Genomic DNA, 14,881 nt, shown 5'->3' with positions numbered 1-14,881 from the left:
ACAGAACTAATCGCCCGACTGCATCCCCGCGCCGTCGTTCGTGTCAGATCCCACTACCGGCCGGGCCACCACGATGTCGTCGCCGACTGATTACTACTGCGAATTAAGAAAGACTTTTGGATAACCAGTAGCTATGCAGCCGTATGAGCATGAGCCCGACGCGCGTCGAATCCGCCGTGTCGTCCTGTCGCCCGTCGAACGTCGAACCCGTCGAGCTCTCGGCGTCGTCGCTGTCGACGACTGCACCGGAGTACCTGCGGGAGCTGAAGGCCGAACTCGCCGCCGAGGGGTACCAGCCCGCCGAACTCTCCGTGAGCGCCAGCTTCGGGGAGGACTGTTCGCTCGCGACCCAGCGGGAGGCCGACCGCCTCCGGGACGTGGTCCGGGCGGGCGCGTTCCTCGGCGTCGGCGTCGTCCGCGTCGAGATCGACGCCGTCGGCGACCGCGAGAAGGTCCGCCCCGCGCTCGAAGCGCTGGAGGAGCGCGCCCGCCGCGAAGGCGTCACGCTTTCGGTCGACGGCCTCGACGTGTCGACCTGAATGGGCAAACGGGCGCTGGCCGAACGACTCCACGGGCTCGCGGGGTTCTCAGAGCCCGACGTCAGCCTCGAACAGTACCCGACACCGCCGGATCTCGCGGCCCACCTTCTCCACCTCGCCGACCTCCAGGGCGACATCGCTGGCCACACCGTCCTCGATCTCGGCACCGGCACGGGCGTGCTCGCGCTCGCGGCCGCCTGTCGCGACCCCGCCCGCGTGCTCGGCCTCGAACGCGACGCCGAGGCGCTCGCGGTCGCGCGCGAGAACGAGCGCACGGTCGCGCCCGGAACGCCCGTCGACTGGCTCCGCGGCGACGCCACGCGCGCGCCGTTCGGGCCGAACTCGGTCGACACGGTCGTGATGAACCCGCCGTTCGGCGCCCAGTCCGGCAACGAGGGCGCCGACCGCGCGTTCCTGACGACGGCGGCGTCGGTCGCCACCGTCTCCTACTCGATCCACAACGCCGGCAGCCGGGCGTTCGTCGAGTCGTTCGCCGCCGACGAGGGCGGCCTCGTCACTCACGCCTTCGCCGCGGAGTTCGACGTGCCGCGGTTGTACGACCACCACGAGCGCGAGCGCGAGGTCGTCGAGGTCGAACTGTTTCGAATCGAGTGGGCCTAGTCGGAGCGGTCCGGGACCTGCCGCCGGCGCGGGCTCGGGATCGGTAACTCCTCGGCCGCCAGCCACAGCCCGGCCGAGAGCAGCCCGTAGCCGAGCACCAGCAGCGCCCCGTTGAGGAACGTCACGCAGCCGTCGGCGGCGATCCCGACGCGGACGCCGCTCCGGAACAGCTCGGGGGTGTCGGCTCCGACCCCGCAGCCGCCGCCGAACGCGGTGACCGGCGCGGCGAGGATCAGCGCCACCCCCGAGACGACGAACGTGGCGGTCCCGTCCGCTCGCCGGCGCACGGCGACGGCGCCGCCCGCAGCGGCGACACTGACGACGACGACGGGGAGCGACGACGCCGGCGGGGCGCCGTCGACGCCTCCCGCCGCGAGGCGGACCGAGATCGAGAGGGCGAGCAGTTCGGCGGCGACGACGGCGGTCGCCCCCACGAGCGCGACCGCGGCTCGCGCCAGCAGCTGTCTGCCCGGGAACACGTCACCCAGTCGTTCGGTCACTGACCTAACCTTTTCGTCACGACGAACCGTCGGAGCTATGCCCCGACCGGCCGGGCGCACGGACATGGACGAGACGTTCCTCGAGATGCTGGATCGGAACGCCGACCACGCCGAGACGTTCGACGCGCGGTTCGACGGGCTCCAGCACGAGCAGCACCCGGACGCGGTGACGGTCTGCTGTTCGGACTCCCGGGTGCTACAGGACCACCTCTGGGGCAACGACGAGCCCGGCCACCTGTTCACCTGCGGCAACATCGGCAACCGCGTCGTCCAGCGCACCGACGCCGGCCCGCGCGTCTCCGGCGACGTGCTCTACCCGCTGGCCCACACCGACACCGACGTGGCCGTCGTCGTCGGCCACACGGGCTGTGGCGCGGTCACCGCGACGTACGAGAAGCTCACCGACGGCAGCGCGGAGCCGCCGGGGATTGAACACTGTCTGGACCTGCTCGCGCCGGGACTCGAGCCCGGCGTCGAGCTGCTCCCGGAGGACCTCCCCCGCGAGGACGCCGTGAACCACCTCGTGGAGTACAACGTCGACCGCCAGGTCGAGTTCCTGCTCGACAGCGAGGACGTGCCCGAGTCGGTGCAGGTCGTCGGCGCCGTCTACGACTTCCAGGACGCCTACGACGGCAAGCGCGGCGAGGTGCACGTGATAAACGTCGACGGCGAGACCGACCCCGCGGCGATCAGGGAGCGCCACCCCGGGATCGACTCGCGCGTGCAGCGCCGCTGGACGTACTGACCCGCGGGAAAACCGACGACAGCCTGGCCGCGCTCAGAGGTCGACGCGGTCGCCGATCTCGACCAGCTCCAGCCGGCGCGGGTGGTCGAAGGAGTCGACGTGGTCGTGGAGCTCGGTCGGGTCGGCGGTGAGTCCCTTCCACATGTCCCAGTGGCTCGGCAGCAGGCGGTCGACCCCGAGCGCGCTCGCGGCCTCGACGGCCTCGCCGGCGTCGTTGTACCACTTGGTGTACGTCGGCTCCCGCGTCTGCTTGTCCGGGATCATCCCCGCGGTGCCGAACGCGACGATGCCGAGGTCGATGTCGAACTGCTCCCCCAGCGCCGCGAAGGAGTCCGCGGGCCGGGAGTCGCCGGGGTGGAACACGGTGCCGGCGTCGTGCTCGAACACGTAGCCCACGGGGTGCTCGGCGTCGGGGTCGTTCACCTCGACGACGTGGACGGTGAACTCGCCGACCTCGAGCACGTCGCCCTCGGTGACCTCCTGGAACTGGTCGTCGGTCAGCTCCCAGCGGTCCGCCCAGGCCTGCTCCTCGCGGGCGGCCGCCATCGACGCGTCGGGCGCGACGAACGGCGCGCCGGTGCGCTCGAGGATCGGCGCCTGGGACTCGCCGTGGACGTGGTCGCTGTGCTCGTGGGTCGCGAACACGGCGTCGGCGTCGTCGACGTCGATCGGGTCGAAGGGGATCGGGATCATCCGGACGGTTCGCGGTGGGTCGCCCGTGCCGAGGTAGGGGTCGACGAACAGCGTCGTCCCGCCGGCGCCCTTCAGCACGAACCCGTTACAGCCGAGGTACCAGACCGCCACGCCGTCGGGGTGGGCCGCCGCGATCGCCCGCGGGAGCCAGTCGCCCCAGTCGCTCGTGGTCATGTGGTTCGTTCGGGTCGGCCCGCCCATAGCCGTTGTGACGTAGCGAGTGGAAGCCCACCCCTTCAGGGGTGGGAGGATGTCAAACCCCCCGAAGATACTCAAGGGTCGGTCGTGTCAGGTAGTAGCATGAACGGCACCACCCGCGAGACGGCCGCGTTCCTCCAGATGGCCGAGGCGATGGCGGCCACGGCCGGCGACGCCGCCGCAGCCGCCGCGGACACGCTCCCGAAGCGCCGCTGATCGGCGGCACGCTCTGCTTTCTGGTCGGTTCGGTTCGCACAGTCACGGCGTAGTCTCTGTGGTCGCGACACGGAGATCGCGACAGTTCGTGCGCCGTGACTGGCCAGTATCGAAACCCGGATACCGCCCCACGGCCCACTCCCGCGTAATGGAGTCGGGCCGCATCGACGTCTCCTCGCTCGACGGACCGTTCGACCTGCAGTCGACGCTCGAGAGCGGGCAGACGTACCTCTGGGAGCGCGCCGACGGCGACGGCTACACCGAGTCGGCGGCCCACGGCGGCGACGCGTGGTACGAGACCGTCCTGCCGCCGACGCCGGGGCTCACCGACCGACCCACGGTCGTGCGCGCCCGCCAGCGCGGCGGCGTCGACGACGGGACGGTCGAGTGGGAGGCCGGCGCGGTCCCGGCGGACGCCGACGACGCCCCCGCGGCGCCGACCGACCCCGTCGACGGCGAGGCGATCCTCACTCACCTGCTCCGGCTCGACGACGACCTCGGGGCGATCTACGACGCGACCGACGGGCTCCCGCTGCTCGAACGCGCCTACGAGCGCTACCGCGGGCTGCGCCTGATCCGCGACCCGCCGTTCCCCTGCCTGATCTCGTTCATCTGCTCGGCGCAGATGCGCGTCAGCCGGATCTTCGACATGCAGCGCGCGCTCCGGGAGCAGTACGGCACGCCCGTCGACCTCGGCGACCGGACGCTGCACGCCTACCCCACGCCCGAGGCGCTCGCGGCCGCCACCGAGGCCGAACTCCGCGAGCTGAGTCTCGGCTACCGCGCGCCGTACGTCCAGCGCACCGCCGAGATGGTCGCCGCCGGCGAGGGACGGCCCGAGGACGCCCGCGGTTTGCCCTACGAGGAGGCCCGCGAGGCGACGACCCAGTTCGTCGGCGTCGGCGACAAGGTGGCCGACTGCGTGCTGCTGTTCTCGCTCGGCTACCTGCAGGCGATCCCGCTCGACACGTGGATCCAGACCGCCATCGGCGACTACTTCCCCGACTGCGACGGCGGCAGCTACGCCGAGACCTCGCGGGCGATCCGGGAGCGACTCGGCGCCGACCTGCCCGAGCGCGACGAGCCGTTCGGCGAGAGCGGCGTCGACGCCTACGCGGCTACGCCCAGACGTACGTGTTCCACCACCTGCGGACCGACGGGGAGTAGTACCGCGGCGACAGCTTCGTCCACCCGAACTGACAAGCCGTCGCCGCCACAACCCCTGTCCATGTCTACCACCCCCTACGGAGAGTGGGAGTCGCCGGTCTCCGCGGCCGACGTGGCCGCCGACACGCTCCGGTTCGGCCCCGTCTCGGTCGACGACGGCAGCGTCTACTGGCTGGAGCGCCGCCCCGACGAGGACGGCCGCGGCGTCGTCGTCCGCGCCGAGGCGGGCGCGCCCGACGAGCCGGTCGAGGTCACGCCCGCAGACACGGACGTGCGCACGCTGGTCCACGAGTACGGCGGCGGCGACTTCGCCGCGCAGGACGGGACGGTGTTCTACGCCGCGTTCTCGGACCAGCGACTGTACCGGATCGACGACCCGGGCGCGACCCGACGGCGATCACGCCGGAGCCGGAGACCGAACACGGCCTGCGCTACGCCGACGTCGAGGTCGCTCCCGACGGCGAGCGCCTCTACGCGGTCCGGGAGCGCCACGAGGGGCCGGGAGCCGACGACGAGGCGGTCAACGAACTCGTCACCCTCCCGGCCGACGGGAGCGGTGCGCCAGAGATCGTCGCCTCGGGCCACGACTTCTACTCGTCACCGCGGCTCTCGCCCGGCGGCGACCGGCTCGCGTGGACGACCTGGGACCACCCGCGGATGCCGTGGGACGGGACGGAGCTCCACGTCGCCGAGGTGGCCGCCGACGGCACGCTCGCGGACGAGCGAGTGGTGATGGGCGGCCCCGAGGAGTCGGTGTTCCAGCCCGGCTGGAGCCCCGACGGCGAGCTCCACGCCGTCTCGGACCGGACCGGCTGGTGGAACCTCTACGCGCTGGATCTCGACGGCGACGACGGCCCCCGGAACCGAACGCCCGAGGACGCCGAGTTCGGCGTCCCGCAGTGGACGTTCGGCCTCGCGACGTACGGCTTCCTCGACGACGGCCGGGTCGCGGTCCTGCGGAACAGCGACGGCGAGTGGTCGCTCTGCCTGCTCGACGAGGACGACGGGCTCACGGGGGCCGACCTCCCGTTCTCGGCGTACCCCCACGCGCGGCTCGCGACCGACGGCGAGACGCTGGCGTTCGTCGGCGGCGGGCCGACGACGCCCGAGACGGTCGCGCGCTGGACGCCGGGTGACGAGCGCACGGACGAGTCGGTCGAACCGGTTCACCTCCGCCAGTCGTTCTCGCTCGACCTGCCCGACGGGCTGATCTCGGAGCCCGAGCACGTCGACGTGCCGACGCGGGACGGCGAGACCACGCACGCGTACTACTACCCGCCGACGAACGCCGACGAGCGCGCGCCCGAGGGCGAGCAGCCGCCGCTGGTGACGATGGTCCACGGCGGCCCGACGAGCCAGACGCTGCCGATCGCGAAGCTGGCGGTGCAGTTCTACACCACCCGCGGGTTCGCCGTCGCCGACGTGAACTACCGCGGCTCGACCGGCTACGGCCGCGACTACCGCGACGCGCTGCAGGGGGAGTGGGGCGTGCTCGACACCGCGGACTGCATCGACACCGCCGAGCATCTCGCGGCGACTGGGCGCGCCGACCCGGACCGCCTCGCGATCACCGGCGGGAGCGCGGGCGGCTACGCGGTGCTCTGTGCGCTCGCGTTCCACGACACGTTCGACGCGGGCGCGAGCCACTACGGCGTCGCCGACCTCGAGGCGCTGGCGACGGGCACCCACAAGTTCGAATCGCGCTACCTCGACGGCCTCGTCGGCCCGCTCCCGGAGGCGAGAGAAACGTACGAGGAGCGGTCGCCGGCGTTCCACGCCGGGGCGATCGACGCGCCGCTGCTCCTGCTGCAGGGCGGCGAGGACCGCGTCGTCCCCCAGGAGCAGGCCGAGGACATGGTCGACGCGCTGGTCGCGACGGAGACGCCGTACGCCTACGCGCTGTTCCCCGGCGAGCGCCACGGGTTCCGGACCGCAGAGGCGACCCGCCGGGCGCTGGAGCTCGAGCTCGCGTTCTACGGCGAGACGTTCGGCTTCGACCCCGCCGACGAGATCGAGGAGATCAAGCTCCACGAGGGGCAGCGATCGGTCCGCCGCGTGGAGTAGGGCGAACGCCTCAGAGCGTGAGCGTCGCCGCCGGCAGGTTCATGAACGCGGTCTCGTACCCCTCGTGTCTGGAGAGCTGCGGCGGCGTGTCGACGGTGATCGTCAGCTCGTCGCCGCCCTCGACGCCGTCGACGACCGCGCCGTAGTGGATGCCGAGGTCGGGGTCGAGCCACTCGTTCAGGTAGCCGTCGAACGTCGTCTCGCCGTCGCGTGACAGCGTCCCCGACAGCGACAGCTGCGGCAGCGGGAACCGGTTGTACGGCGTGCGCGGCGAGACGGCGAGGTACCCCTGTCCCTCGTCGCCGCCGAAGGGCGTGGCGTCCTCGAGCGTCGTCACGACGAACTGCGCGTCGCCGCTCTCGGTCGTCCCCCGGACCGTCCCCGGGAGGTCGTCGCTCGCGGGCGCCCGCATCAGCGGCACCATCTCCATCTCCATCGGCTCGGCGGCGCCCAGCGTCCCCTGTCGGGCCTCGGGGACGTCCTGGAACGGGAGTTCCCGGAGCTCGGACCGCTGGTAGTCGAGCGTGAACTCGAACTCCGCGCGTTCCGTTTCGGCCAGCGAGCCGGTGCGGCGGTCGCCGCCCGCGCCCACCGAGACTGTGACGGTGTACTCCCCCTGCTCGGGGAGTTCGACGTTGTCGCCGAAGTGGAACCCCATCTGCTGGGCGAGCATCGGCCACGGGTTCAGCCCGTCGACGACCGACTCGCCGTCCCGGGTCACGTCGACGCTCGGGTTCACGTCCGAGGGGACGACCCCCGTCTCGCTGTGCCAGACGACCGGCATGAGGTGGAGCGCGTCGTCGGCCCCCACCTCGACCTGCGTGGTGTCGTCGCCCGTGACCGTCCAGAACCGGTGGGGGTAGCTGTACGTCAGCGCGCAGCTGTACCCCCCGTCGCTGACGACCCCCGCCATCGCCATCCCCTCGGTGTGGGTCGGGCGGTAAACCGCGTCGGGGCGGTTCTCGACCAGCGCCGGCTCGCGGCTCCCCGACTCGAGTTCGAAGCCCAGACAGCCCGCGAGACCGCCGACGCCGGCGGCGCCGACGCCGCCGAGGAACGCCCGCCGGGAGCGCTCACGCATCGGCCACCTCCGCGCGCTCGGCGACCTCGGCCACGTCCGCGTCGGGCCTGGCGGGCGGGAGCGCCCGCAGCGAGCGCGGCGGCACGAGGAAGTTCCCCCGCCGCACCGTGGTGATGTACTGCAGGATCCCGTTGTTCGTGCGCTGACCGACCGCGGAGTCGCTGTCGATCTCCTCGCCGTTCATCGCCTCCCGGGTGGTGACGAAATCGGAGATCGTCCGCTGGAGCGAGAGGAAGTGGACGCCGGCGCGGTCGCCGTCGGTCGAGTCGAAGTCCCGCCGCAGGATGATCGGCGCGTCGTCCTCGCGCACGTCGACCATCTTCTGACTATGGCCGACGACGCCCTCGCTCCGGGCGGTCTCCATCGGGTCGCCGCAGTCGTCCATCCGCGGATCGGTGCCGAGGTTCTCGCCGGCGTCCTCGACCACGTTGTTCGCGGCGTGGTGGGGACAGAACATCTTGGAGACGCGCTGCTCGCGGGTGTCCTGCTCGTACCACTGGGTCAGGTTCAGCGTCAGCGTCGAGAGCTGCTGGGTCGTGCCGCCGGCGAAGGGCCCCTCCCGGATCGTCACGCGGTCCTCGGTGGGCTGGTTCCCCTCGAACGCCGACTCGAACCCCATGTACAGCGGGGCGTCCTCGGGGACCGGGCCGTCGTCGGGGACGCCCGACACGTCCTGGTTCTCGGCGGGGAGGCCGTCGCCGATGAACCCCGTCCGGCGCTCGCGGACCGAGAACGCGTCGGTCAGCGCCGCGTCGGGCTGGGGGACACCGTTGAGCTCGTCGAGCTCGCCCTTCAGCGCCTCCTCGGCGCCCATCACCACCTCGCCGTGGTCGCTGGCGAGGTGGACGATCGCGTCGGCGTCATCGGCGGCCGGGTCCTCGAAGGCCGAGAGCGCGCGGGGCTCCGGCAGGTCGACGCTCTCGGGCAGGTCGGCGTCGAACCGGTCGAAGTAGTACGGCGAGTAGCTTATCGTCAGCAGCAGTCCAGCCGCGGAGCGCTCGTAGGCGCGCTCGACGCCCGCCAGCGCGGCCTCGACGGTCTCGCGCTCCGCCTCGGTCGGCGTTCCCTCGCCGTAGTCGAGCGCGAGCAGCACGCGGTGGCGCGGGTGGTGGTTGTTGCCGGCGTCGGTGGTCGGCAGCGCGGCGTTCCAGGCGTGCTGGCGCTCCGGGAACGCTGCAGTCGGGTCCTCGGGCCCGCGTGGCACGTCGATCTCGGTCCCGCGGTCCAGGCAGGCCGACAGCGCCGCCGCGCCGCCGATGGCGACGGCGGACTTCACGAACGCGCGGCGGTCGATGCCGTGGGAGTCGCTCATGGGCGCCGTAGGAAAGCGACGGGAAAGTGGGTTCTGGTGAGCCTCTCGAAACCGGCGCTACCCCTCGAGCAGGTCGTCGACGAGCCGGGTGAACCGGTCGAGGAGCCGGTCGCCCATCTCGGGCTCGACCGTCGAGAGCAGCCCCCGCGTCGTCTCGGGCTCTGACAGCGAGAGGTGGACCCGTCCCCGCTCGTCGCGGCGCTCGTCGACGAGGTCGGCCTCGCGGAGGCGGTCGACGTGGTAGGAGAGGGTGCTCCGGGCGACGTCGAGATCGTCGGCGAGCTCGGCCGCGGGGCGTTCGCCCGACAGCAGCGCGACGAGCACGGCGCGGGCGGTCTCCCGGCGCGCCAGCGCGATCCGCTCCCGCTCGCAGTCGTCGTACCCCGGCGGGAAGTAGTGGGTGCGGCCGTAGCGGTCGTCGGCGACGACGCGGCCCGCGCGGCGCAGGCGTCGCAGGTGGTACTGGAGCTGGCCGGTCGCGAGGTCCAGCTCCCGGCCGAGCGCGCTGGCGTGGCGGCCGGGGTGCTCGCGGACGTGCGCCAGCAGGCGCTCGCGCGTGTCGCTCATCGCTCCCGATCACCCCCGTCGTCGGCGCCGCCGTCCGCACGGGTGGCACCCGCGGCCGACGGCTTCCCCACCAGATACACCGCGGCGATCACCAGCGCCGCCATCGCCACGTCGAGGCCGTGCTCGAGCGTGTGGTGGATTCCGGGCCCGACCGCGCCCAGGTACGCGGCCAGCCCCACGGCGCTGCGGGCCAGCAGCGTCGACAGCGCCAGCGCCACGAGCAGGTAGCGCCGGGAGCGCCGCCGGACGAACGCGGCGACGGCGAGGCCGGCGACGACGGCGGTCAGCGCCGCCGCGAGGCTCAGCAGCAGGAACGTCACGGGCTCGCGCCCGTGAACGCCGGCCACGAGCGGGCCGGCGGTCGCGACACCGTTCATTATCGGCGGTTCGCACTCGACGGGGATACGCCTCTCGATACGGTCGCTGGTGTGCCACGGCCGCCGTCGACGCGCTCGACGGCGTCGAACCTGGGTATGCCGGTCCGTAGAAGGAGTGCGGAGGGCGCTCTGGGTCCGAGCGGGCCTATCAGTCGTCGAACTTGACGGCTGACCGCTCGCCGTTCAGTCGTCGAACTTCACGGCTGACAGCGCGCCGTTCAGTCGTCGGCCAGCGGCGCGCCGTGTTCGGTCTCGGGCTTGTTCCGCAGACAGGCCGAGATGTGGCCGTTGCCGTGGTCGGTCTCCTCGGGCACCTGCTCCTCGCAGGGCGTCGTGAACGTCGAGAGGTGGTCGTTCGCGTCCTCCATCCGGCCCTCGGCGAGCGCGTCGAGCGCGTCCTGGAGGATCGACTCCGCCTCGGGGTCCGAGAGCTCCTCGGCGAGCTCGAACTCCGTTCTGAGCTCGTCTTTGATCGTCTCGTCGTCGACGGCCGACAGGTCGTCGGCCTCGAACGCGAGCGCCTCGCGGATGCTCTCGGGATCGACCTCGCCGCTGCGAACGCGGTCGCGGAACGTCAGCAGCGAGCGCCAGCGCTCCTGTTCGAGGTCGAACTCGTCGGACTGGATCACCATGTGACACCGCGTGTGGAACTTACAGCCCGACGGCGGGTTGGTGGGGCTCGGGACGGTCCCCTTGAGCTCGATGTTCTCCTGCTCCGCGGAGGGGTCGGGCCGGGGGATCGCCGACAGCAGCGCCTCCGTGTAGGGGTGCTGGGGGTTCCGGAACACCTCGTCGGTGTCGCCGATCTCGACGATCTCGCCCAGGTACATCACGGCGACCCGGTCACAGACCTCCCGCACGACGCTCATGTCGTGGCTGATGAACAGCATCGAGAGGCCGAACTCCTCCTGGATGTCGTTGAGCAGCGAGAGGATCTCCGCGCGGATCGACACGTCGAGCGCGGACACCGGCTCGTCGGCGACGATGAACTCGGGGTTGAGCACGAGCGCGCGGGCCAGCGCGATGCGCTGTTTCTGCCCGCCGGAGAACTCGTGGGGGTAGCGGTCGTAGTAGTCCGCTTCCAGCCCCACGCGTTCGAGCAGGTCCTCGACGATCTCGCGGCGTCGCTGTTTGTCGGTCATCCCGTGGACGAGCAGGAGCTCGGCGACCGAGCTCCCGACGGTCATCCGCGGGTCCAGGCTCGAGGAGGGGTCCTGGAAGATCATCTGGGCGTCCCGGCGGAACGACTTCAGCTCCTCGTCGTCGAACGTGGTCACGTCGTTGGGGTGGGCGCCGTCGCCCTCGCGGCTGCGGCCGGCGCGGCCGCCGCCGTTGAAGATCACCTCGCCCTCGGTGGCCTCCTCGAGGCGGATGATCGACGAGGCGGCGGTTGACTTCCCGCAGCCGGACTCGCCGACCAGGCCGAGCGTCTCGCCCTCGGCGATGTCGAAGCTGATGCCGTCGACGGCTTTGGCGGCGCCGACCTGTCGGGAGAGGATCCCCTCGGTGATCGGGTAGTGCTTCTTCAGGTTCCGGACCGAGAGGATCGGCTCCTCAGTCACCGGAGACACCTCCGGTTACCGTGCCGTCCTCCTGTGTGAACTCGCTTTTCACGGTCGCGGGGTCGTACCCCTGCTGGTAGTGGACACACGAGACGGCGTGGGTGTCCGACAGCGGCTCCTCGGGCGGTTGCTCGCCGGCGGTGCACTCCTCGACCGCGTAGTCACACCGCGGTGCGAACCGGCAGCCGTCCGGCGGGCTGATCGGCGAGGGGAGCGTCCCGGGGATCCCCTCGGCCGAGCGCGCCTGCCCGGGCAGACACTCGAGCAGCGCACGCGTGTACGGGTGGGAGGGGTCGTCGAAGATCTCCTCGACGGTGCCCCGCTCCATCACCTTCCCGGCGTACATCACGACCACGTGGTCGGCGATCTGGGCGACGACCCCGAGGTCGTGCGTGACGAACAGGATGCTCATGTCGTACTCGTCCTGGAGATCCTCGAGCAGGTTGAGGATCTGGGCCTGCACAGTCACGTCCAGCGCCGTCGTCGGCTCGTCGGCGATCAGGAGGTCGGGGTTGGTGACCAGCGCCATCGCGATCATCACGCGCTGTTTCTGACCGCCGGAGAACTCGTGGGGGTAGTCGTCCAGCCGCGCGGCGGCGTTGGCGACGCCGACGTCGTTGAGCAGGTCGATCGCCCGCTCGCGGGCCGCCTGCTCGGAGGTGTCCGGCTCGTGGGTCTGGATCGCCTCGACGATCTGCCACCCCACCGTGTAGCAGTGGTTGAGCGCGTCCTGCGGGTTCTGGAACACGTGGGCGATCCGCCCGCCGCGGATCTCCCGGAGCTCGGACTCGCTCAGCGACGTGATCTCCCGGCCGTCGAACGTGACGCTGCCCGTCACTTCGCCGGGCGGCGTCGGGACGATCCGGGTGATCGACTCGCTGGCGACGGTTTTGCCCGACCCGGACTCGCCGACGAGACACACCGTCTCGCCGCGCGGAATCTCGAAGTCGATGCCGTCGACCGCGGTCAGTACGCCGTTGTCGGTGTCGAACTCCGTCGTGAGTCCGTCGACCGTCAGTAGTGGTTCGTCAGTCATTTTTCGGCCTCCGCGTCGGCTTCGGGGTTCAGTGCGTCGAGGAGCGCGTCCCCGAGGAAGTTGAACGCCAGGATGGTGAAGAAGAGGAACAGCCCGGGGATCAGCGTGATCCACGGCGCGAACGCCAGGTCCGAGCGCCCCTGCGCGATCAGCACGCCCCAGGACGGGATCGTCGAGTCACCCAGCCCGAGGAACGCGAACTGCGCCTCGAACAGGATGAACGACGGGATCAGCAGCGTGATGTCGGTGACGATACTGCTCGCGCTGTTGGGCATGATGTGCGAGCGGATCACCCGGTAGGTGCTCGCGCCGCTGAGCTGGACCGCCTTGATGTACTCCTCCTCCGTCTTCGCCAGCGCGTTGCTCCGCACGTAGCGTGCGGTCCCCTCCCACGAGAACAGCGAGAAGAGGACGATGAACAGGAACAGGCTGGCCCCGTAGATGTAGAGGATCAGCAGGTAGAGGATGAACGTCGGGAACGACTGCTGGATGTCGACCCAGCGCATCAGGACCTCGTCGACGAGGCCGCCGGCGTAGGCGGCGACCGTGCCGACGATGCTCCCGATCGTGACGACGAACAGCGTCGCGATGAAGCCGATCTTCATGCTGATCTGCATCCCGTAGACGATGATCCGGAAGATGTCCTTCCCGTCGCCGGTCGTCCCGAGCGGGTGCTCGAGCGATCCCTGACAGGCGCCGCCGACGACGTCGCCGGCGCAGTTGATCGGGTAGATATTGTTGATCTCCAGGAACATCGGCGGCTGGTACTTCGTCATCAGGTCGACCGTCGGCGCCTTGATCACCGCCGGGCCGATGACGCCGATGACGAAGATGAACAGCAGCCACCCGAGGCTCGCCATCGCCGGGCGGTTGCGCTTCATGTCCCGCCAGTAGTACTTCGTCATCCGCGGGTTCTGGTACAGCGGCAGGATCATGTACGCCCCGAACAGCAGCAGGGAGAACGCGAACAGCCAGTCGAGCTGGGTCACGTCGTACCCCCAGCCGATGAACTGGAACGTCGGGGTGTACTGGTTGCCGAAGTCCATCCCGATCGCGGCGTCGTACGTTCCCGTGACGAAGAAGTAGTCGAACGCCCACACTAGGCCCATCAGGGCCGTGCCGACCGCGACGATGATGAAGTTCGGCGAAATCTCGCGTTCGGTCTCCTCGTCGATCTGCGCCCAGTCGATCTCGTCGAAGGATTGTCTGTCCGTCGCCATTATCGATCCTCGAAGCTGATCCGCGGGTCAAGCACTGTGTACACCAGGTCCTGGAGCAGGTTGCCGATGGTCGCCACGAACGTGAAGAACAGGGTCGAACCCAGTACGAGGTTCGTGTCCTGTGCGACCACCGCGTCGTACAGCGTCCGCCCCAGCCCCGGGATGCCGAACACCACCTCGACCAGCAGCGACGAGCCGGTGAAGATGGCGAGCAGGTAGCCCACCATCGTCGTCGACAGCGGCACCATCGTCGGCCGGATGACGTGGCGTGCGTAGATCCGGTACGTCGAGACGCCCTTGGCCTTCGCCGTCTTGACGAAGTCCGCGTTCGCGTACTCCGCGGCCTCGTTGCGCGAGACGCGCATGATGGCGCCGATGGAGCCGGTGACCAGCACGAATATCGGAATCGTGAGCTGGATCACGTTCTGGACGCTGAACACCGGCACGTCGGTCTGGTAGACGATGGGGATCCATTCCAACTGGACCCCGAATATCAACAGCAGTATGATCCCGAAGAAGAAGTTCGGGATCGCGTAGCCGAAGAACGCCAAGCCCGTGGCTGCGTGGTCCCGCCAGCTGTACTGGTTGGCCGCGGAGTAGACGCCGACGATCGGACCTATCAACACGGTCAATATCGTCCACGGCACCGAATACTGGACGGTGAAGTACAGCGCGGTGACCAGCGCGTCGGTCACCGGCTCGTTACGGGTGTTCGACCACCCCCACTCGAGCGTGTACACGCCGACCACGTAGTCCATGAACCGCACGTGGAGCGGGCGATCGAGCTGGAGCTGTGCCTCCATGCGCTCCTCGGCCGCGGCGGGGTTCTCCCCGTCCATCGCCGCCTGTGTGACCGCCGCCTGAACCTGGGGGTTCGGCGCCGCCGTCATCAGGCCCCAGGTGATCGTCACGATGATGAACGTCACGATGGCCGCCCACGCGACCCGTCGGACGATGTACCATTCCATTCCCATTGCTTATAA

Annotated in this window: 15 protein-coding genes and 1 pseudogene; 6 read left to right on the top strand and 10 right to left on the bottom strand. The window is 70.4% G+C overall.

The window, feature by feature from the left end; translation table 11 throughout:
• Positions 1–149: 149 nt before the first annotated feature.
• Both ACP95_RS13195 and ACP95_RS13190 read left to right on the top strand, forming a co-directional pair.
• Complete coding sequence (locus tag ACP95_RS13195; RefSeq protein ID WP_049981711.1) at positions 150–539, top strand: hypothetical protein; 390 nt, start codon at positions 150–152, stop codon at positions 537–539.
• Positions 540–1,160 (top strand): METTL5 family protein, encoded by a 621-nt coding sequence (locus ACP95_RS13190; protein ID WP_049981645.1) that lies wholly within the window; start codon positions 540–542, stop codon positions 1,158–1,160. It begins immediately after the preceding gene.
• Here ACP95_RS13190 and ACP95_RS13185 read toward each other — a convergent pair.
• Positions 1,157–1,660, bottom strand: coding sequence for a hypothetical protein (locus ACP95_RS13185; protein WP_154018546.1), 504 nt, complete (start codon positions 1,658–1,660; stop codon positions 1,157–1,159). The two genes, ACP95_RS13190 and ACP95_RS13185, sit on opposite strands and share 4 nt — an antisense overlap.
• Before the next feature lie 64 nt (positions 1,661–1,724).
• Here ACP95_RS13185 and ACP95_RS13180 point away from each other — a divergent pair, with 64 nt between their 5' ends.
• Positions 1,725–2,405: a carbonic anhydrase gene (locus ACP95_RS13180; protein ID WP_049981710.1), complete on the top strand. Its 681-nt coding sequence runs from the start codon at positions 1,725–1,727 to the stop codon at positions 2,403–2,405.
• Between the two features lie 33 nt (positions 2,406–2,438).
• Here the strand turns inward: ACP95_RS13180 and ACP95_RS13175 are convergent, their stop codons facing one another.
• Complete coding sequence (locus ACP95_RS13175; protein ID WP_049981709.1) at positions 2,439–3,272, bottom strand: MBL fold metallo-hydrolase; 834 nt, start codon at positions 3,270–3,272, stop codon at positions 2,439–2,441.
• Between the two features lie 388 nt (positions 3,273–3,660).
• Here ACP95_RS13175 and ACP95_RS13170 point away from each other — a divergent pair.
• From ACP95_RS13170 to ACP95_RS13165, 3 genes and pseudogenes are all read left to right on the top strand, one after another.
• Positions 3,661–4,679, top strand: a pseudogene (locus tag ACP95_RS13170) (DNA-3-methyladenine glycosylase family protein).
• A gap of 61 nt (positions 4,680–4,740) precedes the next feature.
• Positions 4,741–5,412 (top strand): hypothetical protein, encoded by a 672-nt coding sequence (locus ACP95_RS16390; RefSeq protein WP_237560448.1) that lies wholly within the window; start codon positions 4,741–4,743, stop codon positions 5,410–5,412.
• The gene (locus tag ACP95_RS13165) at positions 5,337–6,743 is read left to right on the top strand and encodes a S9 family peptidase (protein WP_237560447.1); all 1,407 of its coding nucleotides are present in this window, start codon (positions 5,337–5,339) and stop codon (positions 6,741–6,743) included. The genes ACP95_RS16390 and ACP95_RS13165 overlap by 76 nt, the downstream gene beginning before the upstream one ends.
• Positions 6,744–6,753: 10 nt before the next feature.
• Here ACP95_RS13165 and ACP95_RS13160 read toward each other — a convergent pair whose 3' ends face one another.
• The 8 genes from ACP95_RS13160 to ACP95_RS13125 form a co-directional block, all read right to left on the bottom strand.
• A complete protein-coding gene (locus tag ACP95_RS13160; protein ID WP_049981643.1) occupies positions 6,754–7,824 on the bottom strand; it encodes a DUF7350 domain-containing protein in 1,071 nt (356 codons plus the stop codon).
• Positions 7,817–9,136: a DUF7405 family protein gene (locus ACP95_RS13155; RefSeq protein ID WP_049981642.1), complete on the bottom strand. Its 1,320-nt coding sequence runs from the start codon at positions 9,134–9,136 to the stop codon at positions 7,817–7,819. Before ACP95_RS13155 ends, ACP95_RS13160 begins: the two co-directional genes overlap by 8 nt.
• A gap of 57 nt (positions 9,137–9,193) precedes the next feature.
• The gene (locus ACP95_RS13150) at positions 9,194–9,703 is read right to left on the bottom strand and encodes a winged helix-turn-helix transcriptional regulator (protein WP_049981641.1); all 510 of its coding nucleotides are present in this window, start codon (positions 9,701–9,703) and stop codon (positions 9,194–9,196) included.
• The gene (locus ACP95_RS13145; RefSeq protein WP_049981640.1) at positions 9,700–10,080 is read right to left on the bottom strand and encodes a DUF7471 family protein; all 381 of its coding nucleotides are present in this window, start codon (positions 10,078–10,080) and stop codon (positions 9,700–9,702) included. Before ACP95_RS13145 ends, ACP95_RS13150 begins: the two co-directional genes overlap by 4 nt.
• 218 nt (positions 10,081–10,298) lie before the next feature.
• Positions 10,299–11,642 carry an ABC transporter ATP-binding protein gene (locus ACP95_RS13140; RefSeq protein ID WP_049981639.1) on the bottom strand — a complete coding sequence of 448 codons (1,344 nt, stop codon included), beginning with the start codon at positions 11,640–11,642 and terminating at the stop codon, positions 10,299–10,301.
• Positions 11,635–12,678 carry an ABC transporter ATP-binding protein gene (locus ACP95_RS13135; RefSeq protein WP_049981638.1) on the bottom strand — a complete coding sequence of 348 codons (1,044 nt, stop codon included), beginning with the start codon at positions 12,676–12,678 and terminating at the stop codon, positions 11,635–11,637. Before ACP95_RS13135 ends, ACP95_RS13140 begins: the two co-directional genes overlap by 8 nt.
• Positions 12,675–13,898, bottom strand: coding sequence for an ABC transporter permease (locus tag ACP95_RS13130; RefSeq protein WP_049981637.1), 1,224 nt, complete (start codon positions 13,896–13,898; stop codon positions 12,675–12,677). Before ACP95_RS13130 ends, ACP95_RS13135 begins: the two co-directional genes overlap by 4 nt.
• Positions 13,898–14,872, bottom strand: coding sequence for an ABC transporter permease (locus ACP95_RS13125; protein WP_049981636.1), 975 nt, complete (start codon positions 14,870–14,872; stop codon positions 13,898–13,900). Before ACP95_RS13125 ends, ACP95_RS13130 begins: the two co-directional genes overlap by 1 nt.
• Between the last annotated feature and the right edge of the window lie 9 nt (positions 14,873–14,881).

Origin of the sequence: Halolamina rubra, from assembly GCF_000739555.1 — an archaeon.
Classification (GTDB): domain Archaea; phylum Halobacteriota; class Halobacteria; order Halobacteriales; family Haloferacaceae; genus Halolamina; species Halolamina rubra.
The sequence above is the reverse complement of the archived record's forward strand: the minus strand, read 5'-3'. Positions and strand labels throughout refer to the sequence as shown.